Source organism: Photorhabdus sp. P32 (assembly GCF_038085095.1).
Classification (GTDB): Bacteria; Pseudomonadota; Gammaproteobacteria; order Enterobacterales; family Enterobacteriaceae; genus Photorhabdus; species Photorhabdus luminescens.
In genome coordinates, this window is record NZ_JAZGJN010000291.1 from 100,332 (window position 1) to 121,434 (window position 21,103).

The 21,103-nt window shown below is 40.7% G+C and carries 23 protein-coding genes and 1 other RNA gene; 8 read left to right on the top strand and 16 right to left on the bottom strand.

From position 1 onward, the window contains the following. The first annotated feature begins 58 nt into the window (after positions 1-58). Together elbB and mtgA are read left to right on the top strand one after the other, a co-directional pair. Complete coding sequence (gene elbB / locus V2H77_RS21130; RefSeq protein ID WP_341500361.1) at positions 59-712, top strand: isoprenoid biosynthesis glyoxalase ElbB; 654 nt, start codon at positions 59-61, stop codon at positions 710-712. A gap of 4 nt (positions 713-716) precedes the next feature. Further along, entirely contained in the window at positions 717-1,442 is a 726-nt protein-coding gene (mtgA, locus tag V2H77_RS21135; RefSeq protein WP_341500362.1) for a monofunctional biosynthetic peptidoglycan transglycosylase, read from the top strand. Between the two features lie 132 nt (positions 1,443-1,574). On the opposite strand, the gene dolP is transcribed toward mtgA, so the two are convergent. The 4 genes from dolP to V2H77_RS21155 are packed head-to-tail and all read right to left on the bottom strand — an operon-like array spanning position 1,575 to position 4,957. Further along, positions 1,575-2,150: a division/outer membrane stress-associated lipid-binding lipoprotein gene (dolP, locus tag V2H77_RS21140; protein WP_132343622.1), complete on the bottom strand. Its 576-nt coding sequence runs from the start codon at positions 2,148-2,150 to the stop codon at positions 1,575-1,577. 10 nt (positions 2,151-2,160) lie between these two features. Beyond that, a complete protein-coding gene (gene diaA / locus V2H77_RS21145; protein ID WP_265380419.1) occupies positions 2,161-2,751 on the bottom strand; it encodes a DnaA initiator-associating protein DiaA in 591 nt (196 codons plus the stop codon). A gap of 24 nt (positions 2,752-2,775) precedes the next feature. Further along, a complete protein-coding gene (locus tag V2H77_RS21150) occupies positions 2,776-3,156 on the bottom strand; it encodes a YraN family protein (protein ID WP_341500363.1) in 381 nt (126 codons plus the stop codon). 58 nt (positions 3,157-3,214) lie between these two features. Continuing rightward, positions 3,215-4,957, bottom strand: coding sequence for a penicillin-binding protein activator (locus tag V2H77_RS21155; RefSeq protein WP_341500364.1), 1,743 nt, complete (start codon positions 4,955-4,957; stop codon positions 3,215-3,217). 63 nt (positions 4,958-5,020) lie between these two features. Here V2H77_RS21155 and rsmI point away from each other — a divergent pair, with 63 nt between their 5' ends. Continuing rightward, positions 5,021-5,887, top strand: a complete 867-nt coding sequence (gene rsmI / locus V2H77_RS21160) for a 16S rRNA (cytidine(1402)-2'-O)-methyltransferase (protein ID WP_265380422.1) — start codon at positions 5,021-5,023, stop codon at positions 5,885-5,887. Between the two features lie 77 nt (positions 5,888-5,964). Further along, positions 5,965-6,341, top strand: an RNA gene (rnpB, locus tag V2H77_RS21165) — RNase P RNA component class A. Between the two features lie 43 nt (positions 6,342-6,384). Here rnpB and V2H77_RS21170 read toward each other — a convergent pair. Then, entirely contained in the window at positions 6,385-7,086 is a 702-nt protein-coding gene (locus V2H77_RS21170; RefSeq protein ID WP_265380423.1) for a pirin family protein, read from the bottom strand. 110 nt (positions 7,087-7,196) lie between these two features. On the opposite strand from V2H77_RS21170, the gene V2H77_RS21175 reads away from it, so the two are divergent. Continuing rightward, positions 7,197-8,093: a LysR family transcriptional regulator gene (locus V2H77_RS21175; RefSeq protein ID WP_265380424.1), complete on the top strand. Its 897-nt coding sequence runs from the start codon at positions 7,197-7,199 to the stop codon at positions 8,091-8,093. Positions 8,094-8,482: 389 nt separating this feature from the next. Here V2H77_RS21175 and V2H77_RS21180 read toward each other — a convergent pair whose 3' ends face one another. The 9 genes from V2H77_RS21180 to V2H77_RS21220 form a co-directional block, all read right to left on the bottom strand. After that, positions 8,483-9,250: a hypothetical protein gene (locus tag V2H77_RS21180; protein ID WP_341500365.1), complete on the bottom strand. Its 768-nt coding sequence runs from the start codon at positions 9,248-9,250 to the stop codon at positions 8,483-8,485. Between the two features lie 99 nt (positions 9,251-9,349). Continuing rightward, the gene (locus V2H77_RS21185; RefSeq protein ID WP_265380426.1) at positions 9,350-9,688 is read right to left on the bottom strand and encodes a hypothetical protein; all 339 of its coding nucleotides are present in this window, start codon (positions 9,686-9,688) and stop codon (positions 9,350-9,352) included. An 889-nt stretch (positions 9,689-10,577) separates the two neighbouring features. After that, a complete protein-coding gene (locus V2H77_RS21190; RefSeq protein ID WP_341500366.1) occupies positions 10,578-10,736 on the bottom strand; it encodes a hypothetical protein in 159 nt (52 codons plus the stop codon). Between the two features lie 9 nt (positions 10,737-10,745). Continuing rightward, positions 10,746-11,141, bottom strand: coding sequence for a DoxX family protein (locus V2H77_RS21195; RefSeq protein ID WP_341500367.1), 396 nt, complete (start codon positions 11,139-11,141; stop codon positions 10,746-10,748). A 224-nt stretch (positions 11,142-11,365) separates the two neighbouring features. Beyond that, positions 11,366-11,620 carry a YqjK-like family protein gene (locus V2H77_RS21200; RefSeq protein ID WP_341500368.1) on the bottom strand — a complete coding sequence of 85 codons (255 nt, stop codon included), beginning with the start codon at positions 11,618-11,620 and terminating at the stop codon, positions 11,366-11,368. Continuing rightward, a complete protein-coding gene (locus V2H77_RS21205) occupies positions 11,613-12,014 on the bottom strand; it encodes a phage holin family protein (protein WP_049582677.1) in 402 nt (133 codons plus the stop codon). Before V2H77_RS21205 ends, V2H77_RS21200 begins: the two co-directional genes overlap by 8 nt. Position 12,015: 1 nt before the next feature. Next, positions 12,016-12,321 carry a DUF883 family protein gene (locus V2H77_RS21210; protein ID WP_046396985.1) on the bottom strand — a complete coding sequence of 102 codons (306 nt, stop codon included), beginning with the start codon at positions 12,319-12,321 and terminating at the stop codon, positions 12,016-12,018. 194 nt (positions 12,322-12,515) lie between these two features. Next, complete coding sequence (locus V2H77_RS21215; protein ID WP_341500369.1) at positions 12,516-13,187, bottom strand: DedA family protein; 672 nt, start codon at positions 13,185-13,187, stop codon at positions 12,516-12,518. Positions 13,188-13,578: 391 nt separating this feature from the next. Next, complete coding sequence (locus tag V2H77_RS21220; protein ID WP_341500370.1) at positions 13,579-13,746, bottom strand: hypothetical protein; 168 nt, start codon at positions 13,744-13,746, stop codon at positions 13,579-13,581. 88 nt (positions 13,747-13,834) lie between these two features. Here V2H77_RS21220 and V2H77_RS21225 point away from each other — a divergent pair, with 88 nt between their 5' ends. Both V2H77_RS21225 and sstT read left to right on the top strand, forming a co-directional pair. Next, the gene (locus V2H77_RS21225) at positions 13,835-14,797 is read left to right on the top strand and encodes a TerC family protein (protein ID WP_341500371.1); all 963 of its coding nucleotides are present in this window, start codon (positions 13,835-13,837) and stop codon (positions 14,795-14,797) included. Positions 14,798-15,088: 291 nt separating this feature from the next. Beyond that, positions 15,089-16,327 carry a serine/threonine transporter SstT gene (sstT, locus tag V2H77_RS21230; RefSeq protein WP_341500372.1) on the top strand — a complete coding sequence of 413 codons (1,239 nt, stop codon included), beginning with the start codon at positions 15,089-15,091 and terminating at the stop codon, positions 16,325-16,327. 130 nt (positions 16,328-16,457) lie between these two features. Here sstT and V2H77_RS21235 read toward each other — a convergent pair whose 3' ends face one another. Continuing rightward, entirely contained in the window at positions 16,458-18,476 is a 2,019-nt protein-coding gene (locus V2H77_RS21235; RefSeq protein ID WP_341500373.1) for an NADPH-dependent 2,4-dienoyl-CoA reductase, read from the bottom strand. 544 nt (positions 18,477-19,020) lie between these two features. Between V2H77_RS21235 and V2H77_RS21240 the strand changes: the two genes are divergently transcribed. After that, on the top strand, positions 19,021-19,620 hold the full coding sequence (locus tag V2H77_RS21240; protein WP_341500374.1) for a GNAT family N-acetyltransferase: 600 nt from the start codon (positions 19,021-19,023) through the stop codon (positions 19,618-19,620). 52 nt (positions 19,621-19,672) lie between these two features. On the opposite strand, the gene V2H77_RS21245 is transcribed toward V2H77_RS21240, so the two are convergent. Then, the gene (locus V2H77_RS21245) at positions 19,673-20,599 is read right to left on the bottom strand and encodes a VirK/YbjX family protein (RefSeq protein ID WP_341500375.1); all 927 of its coding nucleotides are present in this window, start codon (positions 20,597-20,599) and stop codon (positions 19,673-19,675) included. Positions 20,600-21,103 lie beyond the last annotated feature (504 nt).

Genomic DNA, 21,103 nt, shown 5'->3' on the forward strand with positions numbered 1-21,103 from the left:
GATTGGTGTTTAACCCCCTAAAGGGTTAAGCAATAATCTACTACAAATGGAGTGAGGTATGAAATCAGTTGCGGTTGTCTTAAGTGGATGTGGTGTCTTCGATGGTAGCGAAATTCATGAGTCAGTATTAACTATGCTTTCTTTAGACCGTTTAGGTGTTAAAACGAGCTTTTTTGCACCTGACGTACCACAACTTCATGTTATTAATCATATTAACGGTGAAGAAATGGGGGAAGAACGTAACGTCCTACAGGAATCAGCCCGTATTTCGCGGGGAAAAATTAAGCCTTTATCACAAGCAAATGCAGATGAATTTGATGCCCTGATAATTCCTGGGGGATTTGGTGTTGCGAAGAATTTATGTGACTTTGCCGTTAAGGCAGTTGATTGCGAAATAAATAAGGATTTATTAAGTTTGGTAAGGGCTATGCATCAGCAACATAAACCAATGGGATTTATGTGCATTGCGCCTATTATGTTGCCAAAACTACTTAATAAACCGGTGAAACTAACTGTCGGCAATGATCCTGAAACGGTTGCTCAAGTAGAGGCAATGGGAGGTACGCATATAGTTTGTGAGGTAAATAATGTTGTTGTTGATTTAGAAAGCAAAATCGTGACAACACCAGCCTACATGCTTGCTGAATCTATTTCTCAGGCAGAAGTGGGGATTGATAAACTTGTCAGAAAAGTATTGGAAATGACTGAGTAACTGGATGCGAAATCCTTTTCAATTTTTATGGTACTGGCTTAAAAAAATCGTAATCTCAGTTATTATCTTATGGATAGTTTCTGTTGTTGCATTTTCATTTTTGCCAGTGCCGTTTTCTATGGTTATGGTTGAGCGCCAGATTAGCGCTTGGTTATCAGTTAATTTTTCTTATGTATCTCATTCTGACTGGGTAGGGCAGGGACAAATATCGCCAAATATCGCATTGGCTGTTATTGCTGCGGAAGATCAAAAATTTCCACAGCATTGGGGATTTGACTTTGATGCTATCGAAAGTGTACTTGAACGTAATCAAAATAATTCTGGAAGACTCCGAGGGGCTTCAACGATTTCTCAGCAAACGGCTAAGAATTTATTTTTGTGGGATGGACGTAGCTGGTTAAGAAAAGGGTTGGAAGCCGGGATGACTTTTATCATAGAACTGGGATGGTCAAAAAGTAGAATTCTGACTGTTTACCTTAACATAGCAGAATTTGGTGATGGAATTTTTGGTGTTGAAGAGGCATCCAGGCACTATTTTCATAAATCAGCCAGTAAATTGACGGCATCAGAAGCTGCTTTACTTGCTGCTGTATTGCCTAATCCACACCGCTATAAAGTTAACGCGCCTTCGGCTTATGTTTTACGGCGGCAACAATGGATTTTGCGGCAAATGCGGTTGTTGGGCGGGGTGAGTTATCTGGAGAAAAATGGGTTAATGAAAAATGATTGAGGGAAGAATCGGCAGATTATTCGGTTTAACGTTGGATGATGAAAAGGGTAAAACGCCGGCGCCAAAAAATGACGCGGCCTAATACCTGGATGTTTGACAGATTTATCGTGTCATCATCTTCAATCAATATGTTTAATTCAAATAAGTGAATGCGGTTGTTACCCGCTTAGCACCGTTAGTTTCGCTGGCGATTTTCGCTGCGGCGTTACCTTCTTGTTTAGTCAGAATGCCTAGTAAAAAGACTTCCCCGTTTTCTGTAACGACTTTTATGTTAGAAGATTTAACCGAGTCACTAGCCAAGATTTTTGAGCGTACTTTGGTTGTAATCCAGGTATCTTTAGAAGCAGTACTTAATGCAACCGGTTTCCCCTGACGAATTTCATTGTAAACAGTGTGTGCTCCATCAACCCGCGATGCTATCTGTTTAGCTCGGTCTGAAAGGTTTGAATCTGGGCTTTGACCTGTCAGTAAAACTTTTCCTTGATAGGCGGTGGTAATAATACGGGTTTGCTCTTTGAGTTGCTTATCTTTGTTAAGCGCATTACTGACACGGGCTTCGAGGGTACTATCATCAACTTGTTGACCAATTGTTCGAGGATCGGTTGCTGTTTTAGTCGCTACGGCGGCAGAGCCTACCACGACTGCGCCAATACACCCCTGTAACATCACAGCAGTGCAAATCGTAGCTAATAGGGAGAAAAATCGCATTATTGGCTCCTTAGTCATCCTGATGGGGAAAGAGTGTATTATCGATTAAGTCACATAAGCAGTTAACTGTTAGCATATGAACTTCTTGAATTCTGGCACTACGATGAGATGGAATACGAATCTCTACATCTTGTGGCCCGAGTAAGCCGGCAAGCTCGCCGCCGTCGTAGCCAGTAAGGGCGACAATCGTCATATCGCGGGTTACCGCGGCTTCAACGGCTTTAACAATATCACGGCTATTGCCATGCGTGGAAATCGCTAATAACACATCGCCTGGCTGACCTAATGCCCGTACCTGTTTAGCATAAATTTCATCATGCTGTTTATTGCTTGAAATTGCGGTGATGACCACATTGTCTGCGTTAAGCGACAATGCAGGCAGGCTTGGACGTTCAGTCTCAAACCGGTTGATCATATTGGCGGCAAACCGTTGAGCTGTTGCGGCTGAGCCGCCGTTGCCGCAGCAAAGCATTTTGTTACCATTCAGTAATGATTGAACCATCATCATTGCCGCTCGCGAAATAGCATCAGGTAATGCTTCTGCGGCGGCAATCTGAGTTTGAATACTTTCTGTAAAACAGACTTTAATTCTATCCAGCACGTTTATAACCTACTCAGTATCATTTTAACGAGTGAACTCATTTTGATTGAAGGCATTTTGCAACCATTCAAATTGTTGACCAGTAATAGCACAAATATCAAAGCGACAAGAAGAGGTTTCAAAACATTCTCCCCGTTGAAACAGCCATATTGCGGCAGCGTGTAATAATTTTTTACGCTTGCTATGGGTGACTGTCTCTAGTGCATCTCCATGTTGCCCTGATTTGCGGAAACGGACTTCAATAAAAACCCAAGTTTGCTTGTCTTTCATAATCAGGTCAATTTCACCACCGCGAACTTTCACATTTGTGGCGATAAAAGATAATCCTTGTTTTTGTAAAAACAACTTTGCCTGCGTTTCATAGTGACGTCCTAGCAAATAACTTGTCAGTTTTTTTATTTTCATTCTGAAATGAGTCATTTGAATTGAAATGCCGCTTGGTGACAAGCGGCAAATTACTCAATTAAATAGCCGTGATTTGGCCTTGATGATATTTCATCCATGAGAGCTGTCGGAAAATGGTGCAATTTTCCTGAACGGATAGCACCCCGGAAGCACCATTGAGATGGAAATCACTTTGAAGCTGAACCTGATTGAATTGATTTGCTAATGACCAGGCATCAATACCCATAGCGTAAAGGCGCATCAAGGAGTAATCATTTGCAAATTTACTGGCTGCTTGTTGCATCAGCGGCAGGTTAGCACCGGCGATTAAGGGAATATCACTGAATTGCATTCCTTCCATCTCCAGGCGGAAATCGGGACCGACGCCCGCCTGATTACTACGGGAACTTGCGTAAAGGGCGGGTTTATCGCGGGAGCTGATTGCCATATCGATCATTGTCTTAATCAGCGTCAGTTCATCCAGGGTAGAAACAACATAAACTGCATCCACTGATCCGCCAGTAGAGGCAGGAACGACATTGGTGTTTATCTGAGGGATTTCCAGATCGCCAATGGCGATTGATGTAGGTTGATTGCTTGTGACATTGACGGCTGTTCCTGTCAGGCGAATACCCGTACCTCTATTAATTAATTGTTTCAGTTCGGCGGAAGAGCCAAAGGTTTGTTGCAGAACAGTATGTCCCCCTTGTTTTTGCCATTCCTGTGCAAAGGCTTTGGCAATGCGGTCGCCAAAAGTCCCTCTTGGGACCAAAATCAGAGGATTCTGTTTCTGTTGCTGCCAAATGTGTTCCGCGGCATTTTTCGCTTCATCTTCTGGCGATAAAGAGAAATAGCAGATATTAGGCTGTGGTTGAGCATTATCTAACTCGTTGAGTACTAGCATATTTAATGAAGTATTTGTCTGAACGAGTTTAACCACATCGGGTTTCAGCAACGGTCCGACAACTAAATTCACGCCGTCCTGCTTAGCTTGAATTAATAAGTTTTCCAATGGCTGGCTTGCTGTGTCATAGATTTTGACCTGTTGTGTATTAATCGGCGCATTGGCTATGACAGGAGTTGTCTGAATGGTTGGTGTTGCTGATTCTATGGACACCACTTCGCTGGGGGACATATCAGTAGAAACCACGCCATCTGACGCGCTATCTCTGTCTGTTATAGATAAATTTTCCGGGTTTTCTGTTGGCAATGATGTATTTGGTAAACCGGCTTGAGCATCAAGAAAACCTTGGCGAATGGCTTCGCCGAATACTTTTGCTTGACCACTTAATGGCAGGAACAGAGCAATACGGATATTCGTATCTTGCGGTTGGATGGCTGCTTGTTGTAACTGAGTTGGAAGTGACAGTGCGGCAGGGTTTTGTGGATAACGAATTTTCCAGTCATGGATAGCCGCCTGTAGTTTGTCAGAGTCCTGTTTGTTATCCTGATAGGCACTGAGTAAGTCCAGCCAGCCTTGCAGAATATTTTCATCAGCGTTGATGACTAACCCACGGCGTTCTTGTGGTGAAAGACGGGTCAGCATTTGCCAGGTATCATCAATATTTTTTTGATGAGCCGCACTCTCTTTCATAAGTGATTCCTGAGCGATATAAGCCCGGATAACATCAAGAGAAGGTTCGCCATGAGCGGCATCAATGATGGATTGATAACGGGCGATTTCTGTACTGATTTTGTCCTGAGTTTGCAAAGGTTGTTGCCCCTGTTGGTCAGGCACGGTACATCCTGCGATGATCATAACTGCCAGCATAGCTGAACAGACTAAACCAGTTTTGATACGCACAAAAATTGAGGAAAGCATACTGTATCCAGCGATGTTTTTTTCAAAGATGCTCAATTTTAAATCGGCCATTCGGATGAAACAATGAATCAACCTAATCGAGCAGTGGTTACGACATCCACGCTATATGTTGTGCCAACCCCCATTGGAAACTTGGGTGATATCACTCAGCGTGCGCTTGAAGTTCTTGAGCATGTCGATCTGATTGCTGCCGAAGATACGCGACATACTGGCTTGTTGCTTCAACATTTTGCCATTAATGCGCGCATGTTCGCACTTCATGATCATAATGAACAGCAGAAAGCAGATCAATTAATTACAAAACTTCAACAAGGGCAAAGTATTGCATTAGTCTCTGATGCAGGAACGCCCCTGATTAATGATCCTGGTTATCATCTGGTTCGCCGTTGCCGTGAAGCCGGTATTCATGTTGTCCCGCTTCCAGGGCCTTGTGCGGCGATAACCGCCTTGTCTGCTGCGGGTTTGCCATCAGATCGTTTCTGTTACGAAGGGTTTTTGCCTGCAAAACGTAAGAGCCGAAGTGATACTTTGCGGGCTTTGGAAAAGGAGTCGCGCACATTAATTTTTTATGAATCCACTCATCGTCTGATCGAAAGTTTGGAAGATATGGTTGAAGTGTGGGGGGCTGAGCGTTACGTCGTTTTGGCGCGGGAATTGACAAAGACTTGGGAATCCATTCAGGGGATGCCGGTAGGTGAACTTTTGGCGTGGGTTAAGGAAGATGAAACCCGTCGCCGTGGTGAAATGGTATTGATCGTTGAAGGCTATAAAAAACTGGATGACGATGTTTTGCCTCCAGAGGCATTAAGAACACTGGCGCTTCTTCAACAAGAATTGCCATTGAAAAAAGCGGCTGCATTGGCGGCAGAGATTCATGGTGTGAAGAAAAATGCACTTTATCGTCATGGGTTGGGACAGAATGAAGAATAATGGTAATTGCTGATAAACAAGGCAGATAATCAGTAAACGCCTATACATCGTTAGGTAAACCCCTTATAATCCGCCGCGGAGTTGACTAGACAGTCGCTGCTTTATCATTAATCCTTTGGATGATGGATAGAGGAGAGGAAAGTCCGGGCTCCACAGGGCAGGGTGCCAGATAACGTCTGGGGGGTGAAAGCCCACGACCAGTGCAACAGAGAGCAAACCGCCGATGGCCTACTTAATGTAGGATCAGGTAAGGGTGAAAGGGTGCGGTAAGAGCGCACCGCGCGGCTGGTAACAGTCCGTGGCACGGTAAACTCCACCCGGAGCAAGGCCAAATAGGGGTTCATTAGGTACGGCCCGTATCGAACCCGGGTAGGCTGCTTGAGCCAGTGCGTAAGTGCTGGCCTAGATGAATGACTGTCCACGACAGAACCCGGCTTATCGGTCAACTTCAAAAATTTGGCCCCATTAGATTTGAATCTGATGGGGCTTTCGCTTTTTCAAGCAGCCAGATCAATTAACAGCCCTTGAAATTCAGTATCTGCTTTCAAAACCAGGCGACTTTCTTCATGAATAAAAGCGCCATCTCCGCATTTAATCAAAGTATTATCCTTGGAATTGCCTCTTATTTTTATATTGCCGTTTAGGGATTGCAGATAGGCATTTTTTCCTTTTAATTGCAGATGATGAGATTGATTTTTAGTAAGGAAAATATGATTTACCCACACTTTCTGACGTAATTGCATACTGCCGTCTTCTGCGGTTGGGGAAGCTAGCATAGACAATGGCTGTTCTGGTAACTCCATTCGTTGCAATGGTAAGCTTTCCTGCTGAGGAAAGGCATTCAGCCAAAGCTGCAAGCGCGTCAGTGGTTTGTTAGTACTGGCATTATGTTCACTGTAACTGATGCCTTGACGGGTAGAAAATAGTAAACATTCTCCCTTGCGGGCTCTGATGTAGTTGCCTTCGCTGTCACGGTATTCCGCTTCACCTTGTAGAATAATATTCAATATATCCACATGTGGATAGGATTTCGGTTGGAAAGCGGCTTTGGGGGCGATGACTTCTTGATTGAGTACACGCAGCGCGCCATAACTTAAAAATTTTGGGTCAAAATAGTGACCAAATGAAAATGTATAACGAGCCTGTAGCCAACCATAGTCAGCTTTCCCACATTGTTTTGCTGTTCTATTTATAATCATGATGGCGGTTACCTTAAAAAAACACACACTAAGAATAGTAATTATCTGGACGGCGAAATGTTAGCCAGTTAATCTGGTCACCATATTCAAATTTCCTGATTGAGAAAAATATGAGCAAAGAACGAGCGCTTACACTGGAATCTCTCCGGGTCATGGATGCGATTGACCGGCGGGGAAGTTTTGCTGCGGCGGCTGATGAGCTTGGCCGTGTTCCTTCTGCACTTAGCTATACGATGCAAAAATTAGAAGAGGAGTTGGATGTAGTACTGTTTGACCGTTCGGGTCACAGAACTAAATTCACCAATGTTGGTCGTATGTTGCTTGAGCGTGGACGTCAATTACTTGAAGCTGCTGATAAATTAACCGCTGATGCAGAAGCATTAGCGAGAGGTTGGGAAACTCACATGACAATTGTTTGTGAAGCGTTGGTTCCGGCTTCTTCATTATTCCCGTTAGTGGGCAAACTTGCTCAAAAATCGAATACTCAGCTCTCTTTGTTGACGGAGGTTTTGGCTGGCGCATGGGAGAGGCTGGAAACGGGTCGGGCGGATATTGTTATTGCGCCAGATATGCATTTTCGCGCATCGGCAGAAATTAATTCACGTCAGCTTTACAGCATTACCAATGTTTATGTCGCTAGCCCTGATCATCCTATACATCAAGAACCGGAACCTTTGTCTGATGTCACTAGGGTGAAGTACCGTGGTATTGCTGTAGCAGATACAGCGAGGGAGCGCCCAGTACTGACGGTTCAATTGTTAGATAAGCAACAGCGTTTGACAGTCAGTTCTCTGGAAGATAAACGCCGTGCTCTCTTAGCTGGGCTAGGCGTTGCTACCATGCCTTATCCTATGGTGGAACAAGATATTATTGAGGGCCGTTTGCAGGTGATTAGCTCCGAATACAGTCATGATACCAATGTCATTATGGCATGGCGACGAGACAGTATGGGGGAAGCTAAGTCTTGGTGTTTGCGGGAAATCCCTAAATTGTTTGTTAGCCGGTAAGTAGAAGTGATGTGAACAATCAAATTAGAAGACAGGCTGTAAAAAAACATGATTCGATGATTGCTTAGCGAAGTATGGAATTATGGCGTAACGAATCTAATATTCATAAATAGTGCCAGCCAGTACAGCAGATTGTCTGGTTGGTTGTATCTCATAACACTTGTAAGAAAAGTGAGTTTATTTACTCAGAATTTAATTTCTTTCGTCCCGGAGCATTCGTTAACTGTTCTTGACGGGATTATTATAGAGCATCTTTTCTTTATCAGTGGCAACAAATAGGCCAGGCCATAGTGCATTTTTCTTTGGCAAGAAAGATGCCACTATAGCAACTGCCGACTTTCTGAAAAATTGTATTTATTATTAGTCGAATCCGTCTCCATTTATTATTTTTAGCTGAAATGAGCTTTCACTGCGTTATATTGCTTGATAAGATCATCGGTATTATCATATGTGACAGACCAGCTTCTTAGGAAAATTTGTGTATCATGTTGGGTACTCTGCTTTTTCTGCTTATAATCTTGTATTTTCAGTCTCCACTCTACGCCTAATACTCCAACTCCATCACCTTTATCTTTTGTTGCATCGAAATTTTGTATTAATAGGAATAATTTTGTTCTGAAAAAGGAGTCATAGTTTTGGATATTGTCATTATTAACTGAGCTTAGAAGGTTTGTTAGCGCAGATTCCATATCTCCTTTATCCATAGGTGTGACTAAAGTTTCAGAAGCTCCTTCTGCAATCTGGACAAAGGCTTTTTTTATTGCATCTAAGGTATCGTATTTTTCTTTTGTGGATGGTGGATTATCCACATTTCCAGCAAATGTACTATAATTATCACTTAACCATTTAAAATGCTCCCATTCGCCAATATAAATTAATTGCTCTTTAAGCCCTAAAGCGCTTTCTTCAGGTTGCCAATTAGCGTTGGATGTATGAACGAAATTGCCATTATTATACTCCCCAATTGTAAATGCTTGTGTATTTCCTGTAATTATTTCTTCTCTTACTTCCTCAATATATTGTTCAAGTAAGTTTTCATCGGCAAGTTCACACGATAATCCAATAGCAGTCAATTGTGCTTTTAAATCACTTACAGATAGTTGGTCTGGAGAGCTTTTTGTTAAATTTATCTGTATTTTTTTACCATAAATAGTCATAAATCCTCCGTTATTGATTCTGTAGAAATTAAATATTAATTCAACAGTGCATTATAAATATGTTGATTAATATTAATTCTATTTTTTTAGGCTAGAAATTTATGGTCTATAAATTAATTCAATGCCTCTTAAATTACCAAGCCTTACGCAAACGTTAACTTCTAATCCATTGAGATAAGCGGTGTTAATCATATCATAAAGCCCATAAATACCGTTACCTTCTACAATTCCAGGGCTTAGATATGTATCATACCACTGTCCTTCGACTAATATATTCATGGCGGGCCCATTTCCATTTTGGTTGCTTGTAATATTTATACTGCTTATAGATGTATTAAGGATTAATTCTCCATCGCAAACATCTTTTAATTTTCCGGCTCCAATGGTATAAAACGGCATTAAATAAATTATGGTATAAATAATTGATTTATATTTCATTTTCCTTCCCCATTCGTTTGTTATGTGAAGAATTCTGCGAATTATCTGGCATAAGCATTTCTTGTGAAATGAAAATAGAATCATTCAATTTATAATATTGACTATTATCTTATGTTATTATCCATGTTTTTAATAAATTTTATATTGCTTAAATAATTTTCTAATACACACTGTTATGTGTCAAGCTGTTTTTTTGTTCTGTTTTTTTATGTCGATTGATACTGTTATTTATCATTATAAACACGTGTTGTTATTTTATTTCATTCAACTATCCTGGCTTTTTAATCTTTTCTATAATTTTGAAAAAATTAGCCGTATCTTTAAAGTAGATATTTTTAATATTTATCTCTAATTTTTGTTTTTATAATATAAGAATTATTCCTATTATTGAAATGGTTTTTAATTTAAGTTTATGAGGTTTGTTTTTTATTTTTTCATTAGCTTTGAATATAAGAGTGGATAATTGTAGGAGGAAAGATGTTAATCATAAATTTGAATAATTATATTGTGGTGTGGTTTAATATAATCAATTAATATCGTGTTTTTACTGTTGTTTTATGAAGTTATTATAATTAGTTTTTGCGTTTTTTACTATGTTTTACATGAATTGATTATTGTGATAAAAAATTGGATTGGATAAAGTAACCTTTAAATATATTGAAATTAATTATTGTTATTTATTTAAGTTAGTGCTGTGGATATTAGTTGGATTTACATTGATAAACCTATGTTCTTTATATTAAATTCTTAATAATGTTTTCAAAATATTAATTTGGTTTATTATCGAAAATGGATTTTATTATTTCTCGCCGAAAAGTAAGATGGTTATTTGTTTTGATAAAATAACCATTTTATCAGAGTTACTGTGATTCAATAGAAGTTTGGCTTATTAATTAAAGTAAGCCGAAAGATCTGCGAGATCTTTCGGCTTGCTATTCACTTTCTGAATATCGGATACCGGGCTGATAAAATCCTTGAGAGAAAGTGGGATTTTGATCGTTTCCCCTTTTACCTGAAAACTGTTATTTTTCAGATTTAGAACAATCACAGCAGGATATTACCAGTTTCTCTTCATCAGGCGGTCGATACTGAATTTACCCGGACCTGTGATAGACAATAACAGATAACCTCCACCGATGGTCAGATTTTTGAGAAACATAGTCTGGTTCATGCCTTCAGCAAAATTGCTGTGGAAGAGTATGGCCGTTAAGACACAGAAACCAAAGGTAAATAACGCGGTAGTACGAGTTAAGAAACCCAATAAAACTGCCAGACCACCACCCAATTCAAGTAAGATCGTCAGTGGTAATAGAAAGCTAGGAACACCCATAGCATTCATATATTGTTGAGTATCCGCGTAGGAATCACCTAATTTTCCATAACCTGCAACGATAAACAGAATCGGCATCAAAATGCGGGCTAGTAACAGAGCACTATCTTCAAATTTTTTCATTAACAACTCCTAAGGCACAGAAAAGTAATAATAATTTGTTTGATGATTAACTTTTACCAACCGAAGACAGCACAATTTGTTAATCATTAACGGATGGAATGTATACTAAAGAGAGATGGACTTAGTTGTAAGCAAGGATTATTAACAATTTTATACAAAGTTTTTGAATATAAGCAACCAGAGTGATCATCAACGAGGGATATTATGAAGAATTATTACCATTTTTATTTCAATAGTCGAATGATATAGCGCGACAAATGATAAAATTTCACAGGATGGCGGAGGCTATATAAAGAGATCGCATGGATTGCGGGTCGCAGATAGGGTTTTAATGACAAAAGCTTTTGCCAGCTTTTGTCATAAGGTTCAGTGAAGTTCTTCCAGAGCTGTGTATTGTGGGAAAGTTCAAGTCGTTGTAGCTGGATATTTCTGAGTAGCTGCTGTTTTTTCAGCTTTTTTTCCTGACGTTGTTTACTCATTACTGTAATCTTCCAGCATTTCTCGGTCGATCTTGAGTTGCTCTCGAGTAGCGCTGAGTAATGTTGAACTCCTCGCTTTCCTGATGGTCCATATCAGGCCAATCAGCGCCAGAACGAGTAGTGTGCCGGTGGTACTTGCTAATACGGTAAAACGCCAGTTGGGATCGATAGCCCAAAAAATCATAACAAGTAGACACATGAGGCCGAAAGCGGTGAGCAGTAATGTCAAGCTGGCTATGACTATCAGCTGTATCAAAGTGGCTTTTTCTTTTTCCAACTCTACAACGATGAGTTGCAAACGAGTTTCGACTATCTCGACAACAACAGTGGCAATACGTTGGAGAATATCAAGGACCCCTTTACCGGGGCCTTGAGATTTGGATGAGTTACTCATATTAGCGTTTAGCTAATAATACACCTAATACGGCACCGACCACAGTACCTATACCGATGCTTGTCCATGGCTTATCATGAACATAGAGATCGGCACGGCCCGCCATATCTTTTGTTTTCTTAACAACCATATCGCTGGCATTACCGAGTTTAAAACGAGTATCTTTGATGACTTCCTCTACTTTGTTGCGAAGTTCTTCCAACTCTACTTTGGATTTATCGCCAGAGCTTTTGATCACTTCTTCCAGTGTTTCTGCGAGTGATTTCAGTTCAATGCGTAGATCTTCAGTATTTTTCATCTGTGACATGTAGATTACTCCTCGATGTAAGGTGTGTATATTTGACTTAGTTAGTCGCTTTTCCTGATGCCGGAAAAGACTATCCTTAAATATAGCTTATATTTGGAAAGGTGAATAAAAAACATTAGAGATATTTTACTGTTCTGCTGCAAACGATACATCTATCTACAGCAGGGAGGGAGATGAAGTTTTATTGGAATTAATTACTTTTTTTGAGGGGATTGGCAGGTTTTTTTACGCCACACAACTAACAAACTGCCGCTAAAACCAATAATGAGTAAAACAAGTGGCAGTAATATCAGGAAATTCATTACCAAGTCTTCATACTGACGGAAAATGGGGGTCTTACCAAGTGCATAACCTAAAGAGGTAAGGATCATGACCCACAGGAAGCCACTGAGCCAGTTAAAAAACTGGAAACGGCTGTTTTGTAGACCTGTCAGACCTGCAAGTGTTGGTAGAAGGGTTCTAACAAATGCGAGGAAGCGGCCGAGAAGTAAAGCAGACAGGCCGTGACGATGAAAAAGACTGTAAGCTCTTTGGTGGTAGTAGGCTGGGAGGTGAGAAAGCCAGCCTTGCACTATTTTGGTATTTCCTAGCCATTTTCCCTGTAGATAACCGATCCAGCAACCTAAGCTTGCTCCGGCAGTTAATATTACAATTGTTAGAGGGAAACTCATTGCGCCTTTGGCAATCAATACGCCAACGAGTATAAGCAGGCTGTCTCCTGGTAGGAATGCGGCAGGAAGGAGGCCATTTTCAAGGAAGAGGATCAAAAATAGCATGATATAAATGGCCCATAATAGGGATGGGTTAGCCAGAGTTTCATAATCCTGGTACCAAAGTGCATATATAAGTTCTTTTACTATTTCCATCAGGTGTTCCTAAAATGCCTTTGTTCGTTCATCCTGAAAACATGAGGCTAAACCGATTAAATTACATCCTATTTTACGTTATTTGGCTGGTTTTAATGTCTTTTCATCGTTGAAAAAGGCAAATAAATCAGCCTGCGTCACTGTAACAAAATCAGGGGGGACTAAACAGAAAATTTTGGTGACCAATTGAACGTTCATTAAAATGGGGTAAGAAATGGGTTTATGAGGATAGTTTGCCAGGTTTCTTGATTTAAATGAGTTGCTGTTTGACCTGCCATTTTATTCGCTTATGGTCTACTGACCACTGACCACTGACCACTGACCACTGACCACTGACCACTGACCACTGACCACGAGTCAATATTTTTTCAGTGGTAGATTGATTATTGTATCAATTTGATTTATTTTTCACCACAGCAAAGGGGAGTAACTTCCTTGCCGGTTTATCGTCATTACGATGCAGCAGCATCCGGTAGCCGGGCAACCTTGAATTTATACCTGAAGGTACATTTTCTGTGTTGTAAGTGAGACCTTGCCAGAAGGCGAGGGTTGCTTGCAATACATCCATCTCCACGATGTGGGGAGAAATATAGCAGCGGCTGGCGTCTTCTGAGACTTCAGCCGTTTTTGTTTGTGAGAGAAAGAAAATGAACTCTGTGGGTAATCCTCTGTTATGGGGAAGTTTCGCTGTCTTAATTACGATTATGTTGTTGCTGGATCTATCCTTACAGGGACGCAAAAAAGAGCAAGCAATGTCGTTTTGCCAAGCTGCTGTCTGGAGTGTAATTTGGGTAAGTTTGTCGCTCTTATTTGCATTAGGATTATGGTGGTATTGCAGAGAAACCGTAGGGGAAGCTGTTGCTAATAGTCAGGCAATGGCTTTCCTTACCGGGTATTTACTTGAGAAAGCACTTGCTGTTGATAATGTATTTGTCTGGCTGATGTTATTTAGCTATTTTGCTATTCCGGCAGATTTGCAACGTCGGGTGCTCATTTATGGTGTCTTAGGCGCAATTGTGCTGCGTACCGTGATGATCTTTGCAGGGAGTTGGCTGGTTTCTCAATTTAGTTGGATACTCTATCTGTTCGGCATCTTTCTGCTGATTACCGGCGTTAAGATGGCGTTGGCGAAAGAGGATGATTCCCCGATAGGCGATAAACCTTTTGTCCGTTGGCTAAAAGCGCATATTCGTATCACTGATAATCTTCACGGAGAACGTTTCTTTGTGAAAGAAAAAGGTTTGTTATATGCGACTCCACTAATCTTAGTGCTAATTTTGGTTGAAATTAGCGACGTTATTTTTGCGGTAGACAGTATTCCTGCTATTTTTGCCGTGACTACAGATCCTTTTATTGTTTTGACCTCTAATCTTTTCGCTATTTTAGGATTACGTGCAATGTATTTTTTACTGGCAGGTGTGGCAGAGAAATTTACAATGCTGAAATATGGCTTATCAGTCATTCTAATATTTATCGGTATTAAAATGCTAATAATGGATTTTTATCATATTCCTATGGGGATTTCTCTGGGAACTGTGGCGAGTATTTTGACAATAACAATGATTATTAATGTTTGGGTAAACAAGTACAAAACTAAAGAGATCCAGTAATTAGGTAACTATCTTTTAACAGATAACCATATCTTTCTTGAATGGGAAGATATGGTTTCTTCTTGTCTTAAATTGCTGCGAAATGGTTAAACATAAAAACAAATAATTGTGCTTTGTAAATGTGTAAATTGCCGTTTTGATCACACAAATGTGAATGTATTGTTAATAAGTGCTGGCGAGGTTGTATATTTTAACTATCGCCGCTTTTCACTACTCTTGGCTTCCCTATACTGAGGAAGCAAACACAGAAAAATATAGGCTTAATAGAACTGTTAATAAAATGGATCAGCTATGGAAAAACAAAAACGTGGCTTCGTGTATTACATGGTACAAGGGAGCCTGGTTAAACAAATCTTGGTAGGTTTAATTGCAGGGATACTGTTAGCGTGGTTGACGCCTTCGGTTGCCAAATCAGTCGGTTTGCTTGGGACGTTGTTCGTTGGCGCCTTGAAAGCAGTAGCCCCGGTGTTGGTTTGGATTCTGGTCATGTCTTCTATTGCTAACCATAAAAAAGGTCAGAAAACCAATATTCGTCCAATTCTTATCCTTTATATCTTGGGTACTTTTTTTGCTGCGTTGGTTGCCGTAGTCGGTAGCTTTATGTTCCCGTTACAATTGGTGCTAGCTGTCAATGATGCTCAGATGTCTCCACCTGAAAATATTATGGAGGTGATTAAAGGGGTATTGGTCAATGTCGTTGCTAATCCAGTAAACGCGTTACTGAATGGTAACTATATCGGTATTCTTGCCTGGGCTGTTGGTTTGGGTATCGCCTTGCGTCATGCAACAGATTCAACTAAATCTCTGATTCATGATATGTCTGAAGCGGTTACTCAGATTGTTCGAGTGGTCATTCGTTTGGCGCCGGTTGGTATTTTCGGTCTGGTGTCTTCAACTATTGCAGAAACGGGATTGAGCGCCTTACTGAGATATGTCCAATTGCTGGTTGTATTACTGGGTTGTATGTTGGTTATGGCACTCATTGTAAATCCATTGATTGTTTACTGGAAAATTCGTCGTAATCCTTATCCACTGGTATTTGCTTGCCTGCGTGAAAGTGGCGTAACGGCATTTTTCACTCGCAGTTCGGCAGCCAATATTCCGGTGAATATGGCGATGTGCCGCCGTATGAATCTGCATGAAGATACTTATTCGGTTTCTATCCCATTGGGAGCAACCATTAATATGGAGGGCGCTGCGGTGACTATTACGGTATTGACTCTGGCAGCGGTCAATACGCTTGGTATGTCGGTTGATCTGCCTACTGCATTGTTACTGAGCGTGGTTGCTGCAATTTGTGCCTGTGGCGCTTCTGGTGTGGCAGGAGGGTCCTTATTGTTGATCCCTCTGGCCTGTAGCATGTTTGGGATTTCCAATGAGATGGCTATGCAGGTTGTGGCAGTTGGTTTTATTATCGGCATATTACAAGATTCCGCGGAAACCAGCCTGAACTCTTCTACCGATGTATTGTTCACTGCTGCTGTTTGTCAGGCTGAGGATGAGCGTCTGTCGTCGGATCAGCTAACTTAACGTAATTAATTAAAGTGTTTAGGTTTAAAAAATTGGTTAGAAGAAAGCGTAAAATTTCCGCGCCAGGAATGGCGCGGCTTGAGGATTTACTCTGTTTTTACAACTTGTCTGTGACTGCTATTATTCATCATCAAATTTTAAGACCTAACCGAGTACCTTGATCGATAGCCCGTCGAGCATCCAATTCGGCAGCAACATCTGCCCCACCAATAAGATGCACAGTTTTTCCCGCTTGCTGTAACGGCTGATACAATTCTCTCAGTGGCTCTTGCCCTGCGCAAATAACGATGTTATCTACGGCAAGACAACGCTGTTCCCCATTGCTGCTAATATGTAATCCTTGATCATCTATTTTCAAATATTGCATATTGTTGAGCATTTTCACACCACGCAAGTGTAGATTGGTTCTGTGCACCCAACCTGTTGTTTTACCTAATCCTTCACCCACTTTTGTCGGTTTACGTTGTAATAGATAAATTTTTCGGGGAGAAGGTTTTGGTTTAGGGCCTTCAGGAGATAAGCCACCACGATGCGCCAGATTATGGTCAATACCCCATTTTTCGCTGAAATCGGTGCTATCAAGACTTGTACTTTTTCCTGATTGGCTCAGATATTCTGCGGTATCAAAACCGATACCGCCTGCGCCAATGATAGCGACACGTTGACCGACATTTTTCTTATCCCTTAATACATCTAAGTAGCTCAGTACCTTTTCGTGATGGATACCCTCGATTGTGAGTTGGCGAGGTATGATACCGCTGGCGATAATCACCTCATCAAAATCAGAAAGTGCTTCTGTTGTGGCGGTCTGGTTCAACCGTACATCAACATGATGGATTGCTAACTGACGCTGAAAATAACGTAATGTTTCATGGAATTCTTCTTTACCTGGGATCTGTTTAGCAATATTAAATTGTCCTCCAATCTGTCCGTCACGCTCAAACAGAGTGACGTGATGACCACGACTGGCAGCGGTCACTGCAAATGACAATCCGGCAGGCCCTGAGCCAACAACCGCCAGTTTTTTAGGCATGGAAACAGGCTTAGAGGCCATTTCTGTTTCGTGGCAGGCGCGAGGATTAACTAAACAAGAGGCGATTTCACCGACAAAAATCTGATCCAGACATGCCTGATTACAGCCAATACAAGTGTTAATCTCATCAATTCGCCCCTGTTGGGCTTTCATAACAAATTCAGCATCAGCCAGAAAAGGTCGCGCCATAGAAACCATATCGGCACAACCTTGTGCGAGCACTTGTTCTGCAATGTTGGGATCGTTAATTCTGTTTGTTGTGATCAATGGGATAGAAACTTTCCCCATCAGCTTTTGTGTTACCCAACTGAATCCAGCGCGGGGAACCATAGTGGCAATCGTTGGGATTCGAGCTTCATGCCAGCCGATACCGGTATTGATGATAGATGCTCCTGCTTGCTCAATGGCAACAGCGAGTTGCTCGATTTCCTGCCAATTAGAACCATCCTCGACTAAATCCAACATCGAAAGCCGGTAGATTAGAATAAACTCTCTCCCTGTTGCCTGACGGACTGCTTCAACAATCTCTACGGCAAAACGCATTCGATTTTCGAAACTTCCGCCCCATTTATCCTGGCGGTGGTTGGTACGAGCAGTTAGGAACTGGTTAATCAGATAACCTTCAGAACCCATGATTTCTACGCCATCATAACCGGCTTGTTGTGCCAGTTGAGCACAATGAGCGAAGTCAGCAATAGTTTGCTGAATTTCTTCTTCTGTCATTGCACGAGGCATGAATGGATTAATCGGCGCTTGAATGGCAGTAGGAGCGACAAGGTTTGGTTGATAGCTGTAACGGCCGGTATGTAGGATTTGCATTGCAATTTTTCCACCAGCCTGATGAACTGCGTCTGTAATAACTTTATGGTGAATAAGATCTTTCTCATCTACCAGGAATGCAGTGCCTTTCCCTATAACACCTTGTTTATTTGGCGAAATTCCGCCTGTTACAATCAATGCCACGCCTCCGGCTGCCCGTTCAGCGTAAAAGCGGGCAAGTCTCTGGGAATCGGGATGTTCCTCTAGCCCAGTGTGCATTGATCCCATCAAAATGCGGTTTTTCAGAGTGGTGAACCCCAGGTCTAGAGGGGCGAACAGGTGAGGATAATGGCTCATTGCAATCTCCATCGGGTGTTTGTCAATCATAACCAGATTATTATTGTGTCCTAAACCACCGGTTAAAACCATAAGTGGTCGGATGAGTGTTAGTTCAAATTTAGATGGAATAAAGTTAATTGGGAAAAAAATGTTAAATGAATGTGATGAAGGTCATGAAATCAGGTCCTGTCATAGAGTTAGTGATAAAGAATCAGAATGCAAAAGTTATTGATGTACTCCTTGTTGATTAATTTGTATCAGAAAGGTTAACCAGACCACAATATGGGCCATAATTGATTTTCAGTCGTTCACTTTTCCGAATGATTTGTGGAATAGCTTTGCATTCTTACATAGAGAGAATATGACTAATTCAGTCAGGCGATTTGTTTACCTAGTTTTAGTATTTCTTTCTGAATGATGCGACAGTTGCCGGAAATGTTAAAGGTGCGGTTTTGCTTTAATGGGAGATTAATTTTTCATATATTAACTTGATTCCGGTTTTGACCCCGGAATAGGGTGATCTCTTTTATATCTGACTTAATTTATAGCATTAGTGGTTATTATGAAAAAACAGATGACTGAATGGGTAACTTTGGCAGGAAAAGGGGTGACTTTAGAACCTCTGACACATCAACGGCATGATGAATTTTTACAGGTCATTGAAGAGGGTGAACTGCATAAATTGTGGTATACCAGTGTCCCTTCGCCGGCTGAGCTAGGTAACGAGATTGAACGCCGTTTATTGCTACATGAAAAAGGTACTATGCTGCCTTTTGCTATTGTTGATCATCGAACAGGTAAAGCGGTTGGCATGACCACTTATATGAATATTGATTCTGGTGCTCGCAGGGTAGAAATCGGTTATACCTGGTATGCACGTTCTGTTCAGCGGACACATATTAATACGGAAGTAAAATATCTCTTATTGAAATACGCTTTTGAAGAATTGGGATGTATCGCAGTGGAGTTTCGCACTCATTTTTTTAATCATCAGAGCCGGAAAGCGATAGAGCGACTAGGCGCAAAACTTGATGGGATTCTGCGTAGTCATGCTGTATCTAAAGATGGCAGTATTAGGGATACTTGTGTTTACAGTATTATCAGTTGCGAATGGCCTGCGGTTAAGATGCATCTTGAATGGCAGATGGTTAAACCGAGGTAAGAGCTATCTCAAAATTAGGCCGTCCTGTGAAAGGTAGCGGCCTGATTCTGATTTAATCTGAAGGCAGAGAATCTCTCATTCCATTATCCAGTTCATCCAATAATTGATAACGGCGACGATATTCCGACCGTTTTTTACTGGCTATATCTTCAAGCGGTTTTCTTTCAATGGATAATGGCAGATGGAAATCTTTATTTTTTCCTTTTTCTCCACCTAATGATTCCCAGAAAGAGTCGTAATCAGCGACTAATTTATCTTTCTTTTTATGCCAATAGCGTAGGCTCTTATAGATGTGAGTATCATTGCTGGCTGCCAGAATTTGTTGGCATTCAAAGTGGGCAGCAAGACGGCAAATGGATTCAATGAGTAAGCGTTTGGGAAATAATCCATAACAATCTTTCGTTGCATCGCGGATAATTTCAAGGGTTGCGTCTCCTTTGGAACCTTGTAGCCCACCGATGAACAGTGTTTTTTTACCGGCAATGGTGAGTAATGTGAAAGCGCATCTCGCTAAAGTTTTATGATCTTCTGTTGCAATAAATAGAGCAAGCTCACCTTCTTTATTAAAACAGTCCATAGAATCTAAAAAAATAGTATAAGTTCCACTCTTACCGCTGATAACTGCTAATGGATATGCATTGGAACGAAATATTTTATTAACAATAGACTGATTCAAACCAGTAAATAATAGCTGGTAATGTTCATTTATTGCACGTAACGTCTGCGCTCTATTAAAGTTAATACTTAGATAAGGGCGATGTAATTTAGAAGGCAAACAAGGTTGTTTCTTCAAAATATCCAGATAAAACGGTGTATTAACTATTTGGTTTAATAGTTTTAGTGTCGATATCGGCATCAGAGCGCTGCGTAAGGCAAATTTAGTGCGATTCTGGGCAGAATACCAATGGGGACTTGGGCTGATTTTTTTTCCGACTAAGTCTGTGAACAGTCGAATTCCTGAGTTGGCAGGTTGATACATATATTCCATTTCTTTATCTAGTTCTAAAAAATACTGGAGGGAAGAAGATTTGCAAGCAGTGAGTATACTCCTTTGGTATTAAACAAAACTTCAACGAATGTTTATTTATGTTTTTTTAAGATAAAAAATCAACAGTTGTTTAATGAATGTTTAGTTATCAAGGGGATTTTTTCTTGTTTGTTTACTATTCGTTTAGTTTTTTGTGATGTTTTCTGGTTGTAAAAGCACATCCAAAAAGATGAGAGAAACGGCTATGGCTTTGGTGTGATACCCGAGGTTATGATCTGTATCTGTAGCAAATTTAGCAGGTGAGTATTGATGGTAAATGATTAAGATTGAATATATTCTTTTTTGAATCCGTTTAATTAAAACATTAATAATTATTGTGTTAATTTGTTTTATTTTTTCATTAATGTCAAAATGGAATGGATGAGATATTTTTATATTGTGATTTATATCATATTATTACGAGAAGTTTTCTTATTCTTTTAAAATTAATTTAGT

Excerpts from the sequence above, each read along its gene's own strand:
- mtgA (WP_341500362.1), top strand. The coding sequence starts at position 717 with ATGCGAAATCCTTTTCAATTTTTATGGTACTGGCTTAAAAAAATCGTA.
- V2H77_RS21155 (WP_341500364.1), bottom strand. The coding sequence starts at position 4,957 with ATGCTTTCCTCAATTTTTGTGCGTATCAAAACTGGTTTAGTCTGTTCA.
- V2H77_RS21170 (WP_265380423.1), bottom strand. The coding sequence starts at position 7,086 with ATGATTATAAATAGAACAGCAAAACAATGTGGGAAAGCTGACTATGGT.
- V2H77_RS21195 (WP_341500367.1), bottom strand. The coding sequence starts at position 11,141 with ATGAAAAAATTTGAAGATAGTGCTCTGTTACTAGCCCGCATTTTGATG.
- elbB (WP_341500361.1), top strand. The coding sequence starts at position 59 with ATGAAATCAGTTGCGGTTGTCTTAAGTGGATGTGGTGTCTTCGATGGT.
- V2H77_RS21225 (WP_341500371.1), top strand. The coding sequence starts at position 13,835 with ATGAACTCTGTGGGTAATCCTCTGTTATGGGGAAGTTTCGCTGTCTTA.
- V2H77_RS21185 (WP_265380426.1), bottom strand. The coding sequence starts at position 9,688 with ATGAAATATAAATCAATTATTTATACCATAATTTATTTAATGCCGTTT.
- V2H77_RS21235 (WP_341500373.1), bottom strand. The coding sequence starts at position 18,476 with ATGAGCCATTATCCTCACCTGTTCGCCCCTCTAGACCTGGGGTTCACC.
- V2H77_RS21210 (WP_046396985.1), bottom strand. The coding sequence starts at position 12,321 with ATGTCACAGATGAAAAATACTGAAGATCTACGCATTGAACTGAAATCA.
- V2H77_RS21240 (WP_341500374.1), top strand. The coding sequence starts at position 19,021 with ATGAAAAAACAGATGACTGAATGGGTAACTTTGGCAGGAAAAGGGGTG.
- V2H77_RS21215 (WP_341500369.1), bottom strand. The coding sequence starts at position 13,187 with ATGGAAATAGTAAAAGAACTTATATATGCACTTTGGTACCAGGATTAT.
- V2H77_RS21175 (WP_265380424.1), top strand. The coding sequence starts at position 7,197 with ATGAGCAAAGAACGAGCGCTTACACTGGAATCTCTCCGGGTCATGGAT.
- dolP (WP_132343622.1), bottom strand. The coding sequence starts at position 2,150 with ATGCGATTTTTCTCCCTATTAGCTACGATTTGCACTGCTGTGATGTTA.
- V2H77_RS21200 (WP_341500368.1), bottom strand. The coding sequence starts at position 11,620 with ATGAGTAAACAACGTCAGGAAAAAAAGCTGAAAAAACAGCAGCTACTC.
- V2H77_RS21245 (WP_341500375.1), bottom strand. The coding sequence starts at position 20,599 with ATGTATCAACCTGCCAACTCAGGAATTCGACTGTTCACAGACTTAGTC.
- V2H77_RS21150 (WP_341500363.1), bottom strand. The coding sequence starts at position 3,156 with ATGAAAATAAAAAAACTGACAAGTTATTTGCTAGGACGTCACTATGAA.
- V2H77_RS21205 (WP_049582677.1), bottom strand. The coding sequence starts at position 12,014 with ATGAGTAACTCATCCAAATCTCAAGGCCCCGGTAAAGGGGTCCTTGAT.
- sstT (WP_341500372.1), top strand. The coding sequence starts at position 15,089 with ATGGAAAAACAAAAACGTGGCTTCGTGTATTACATGGTACAAGGGAGC.
- V2H77_RS21180 (WP_341500365.1), bottom strand. The coding sequence starts at position 9,250 with ATGACTATTTATGGTAAAAAAATACAGATAAATTTAACAAAAAGCTCT.
- rsmI (WP_265380422.1), top strand. The coding sequence starts at position 5,021 with ATGAATCAACCTAATCGAGCAGTGGTTACGACATCCACGCTATATGTT.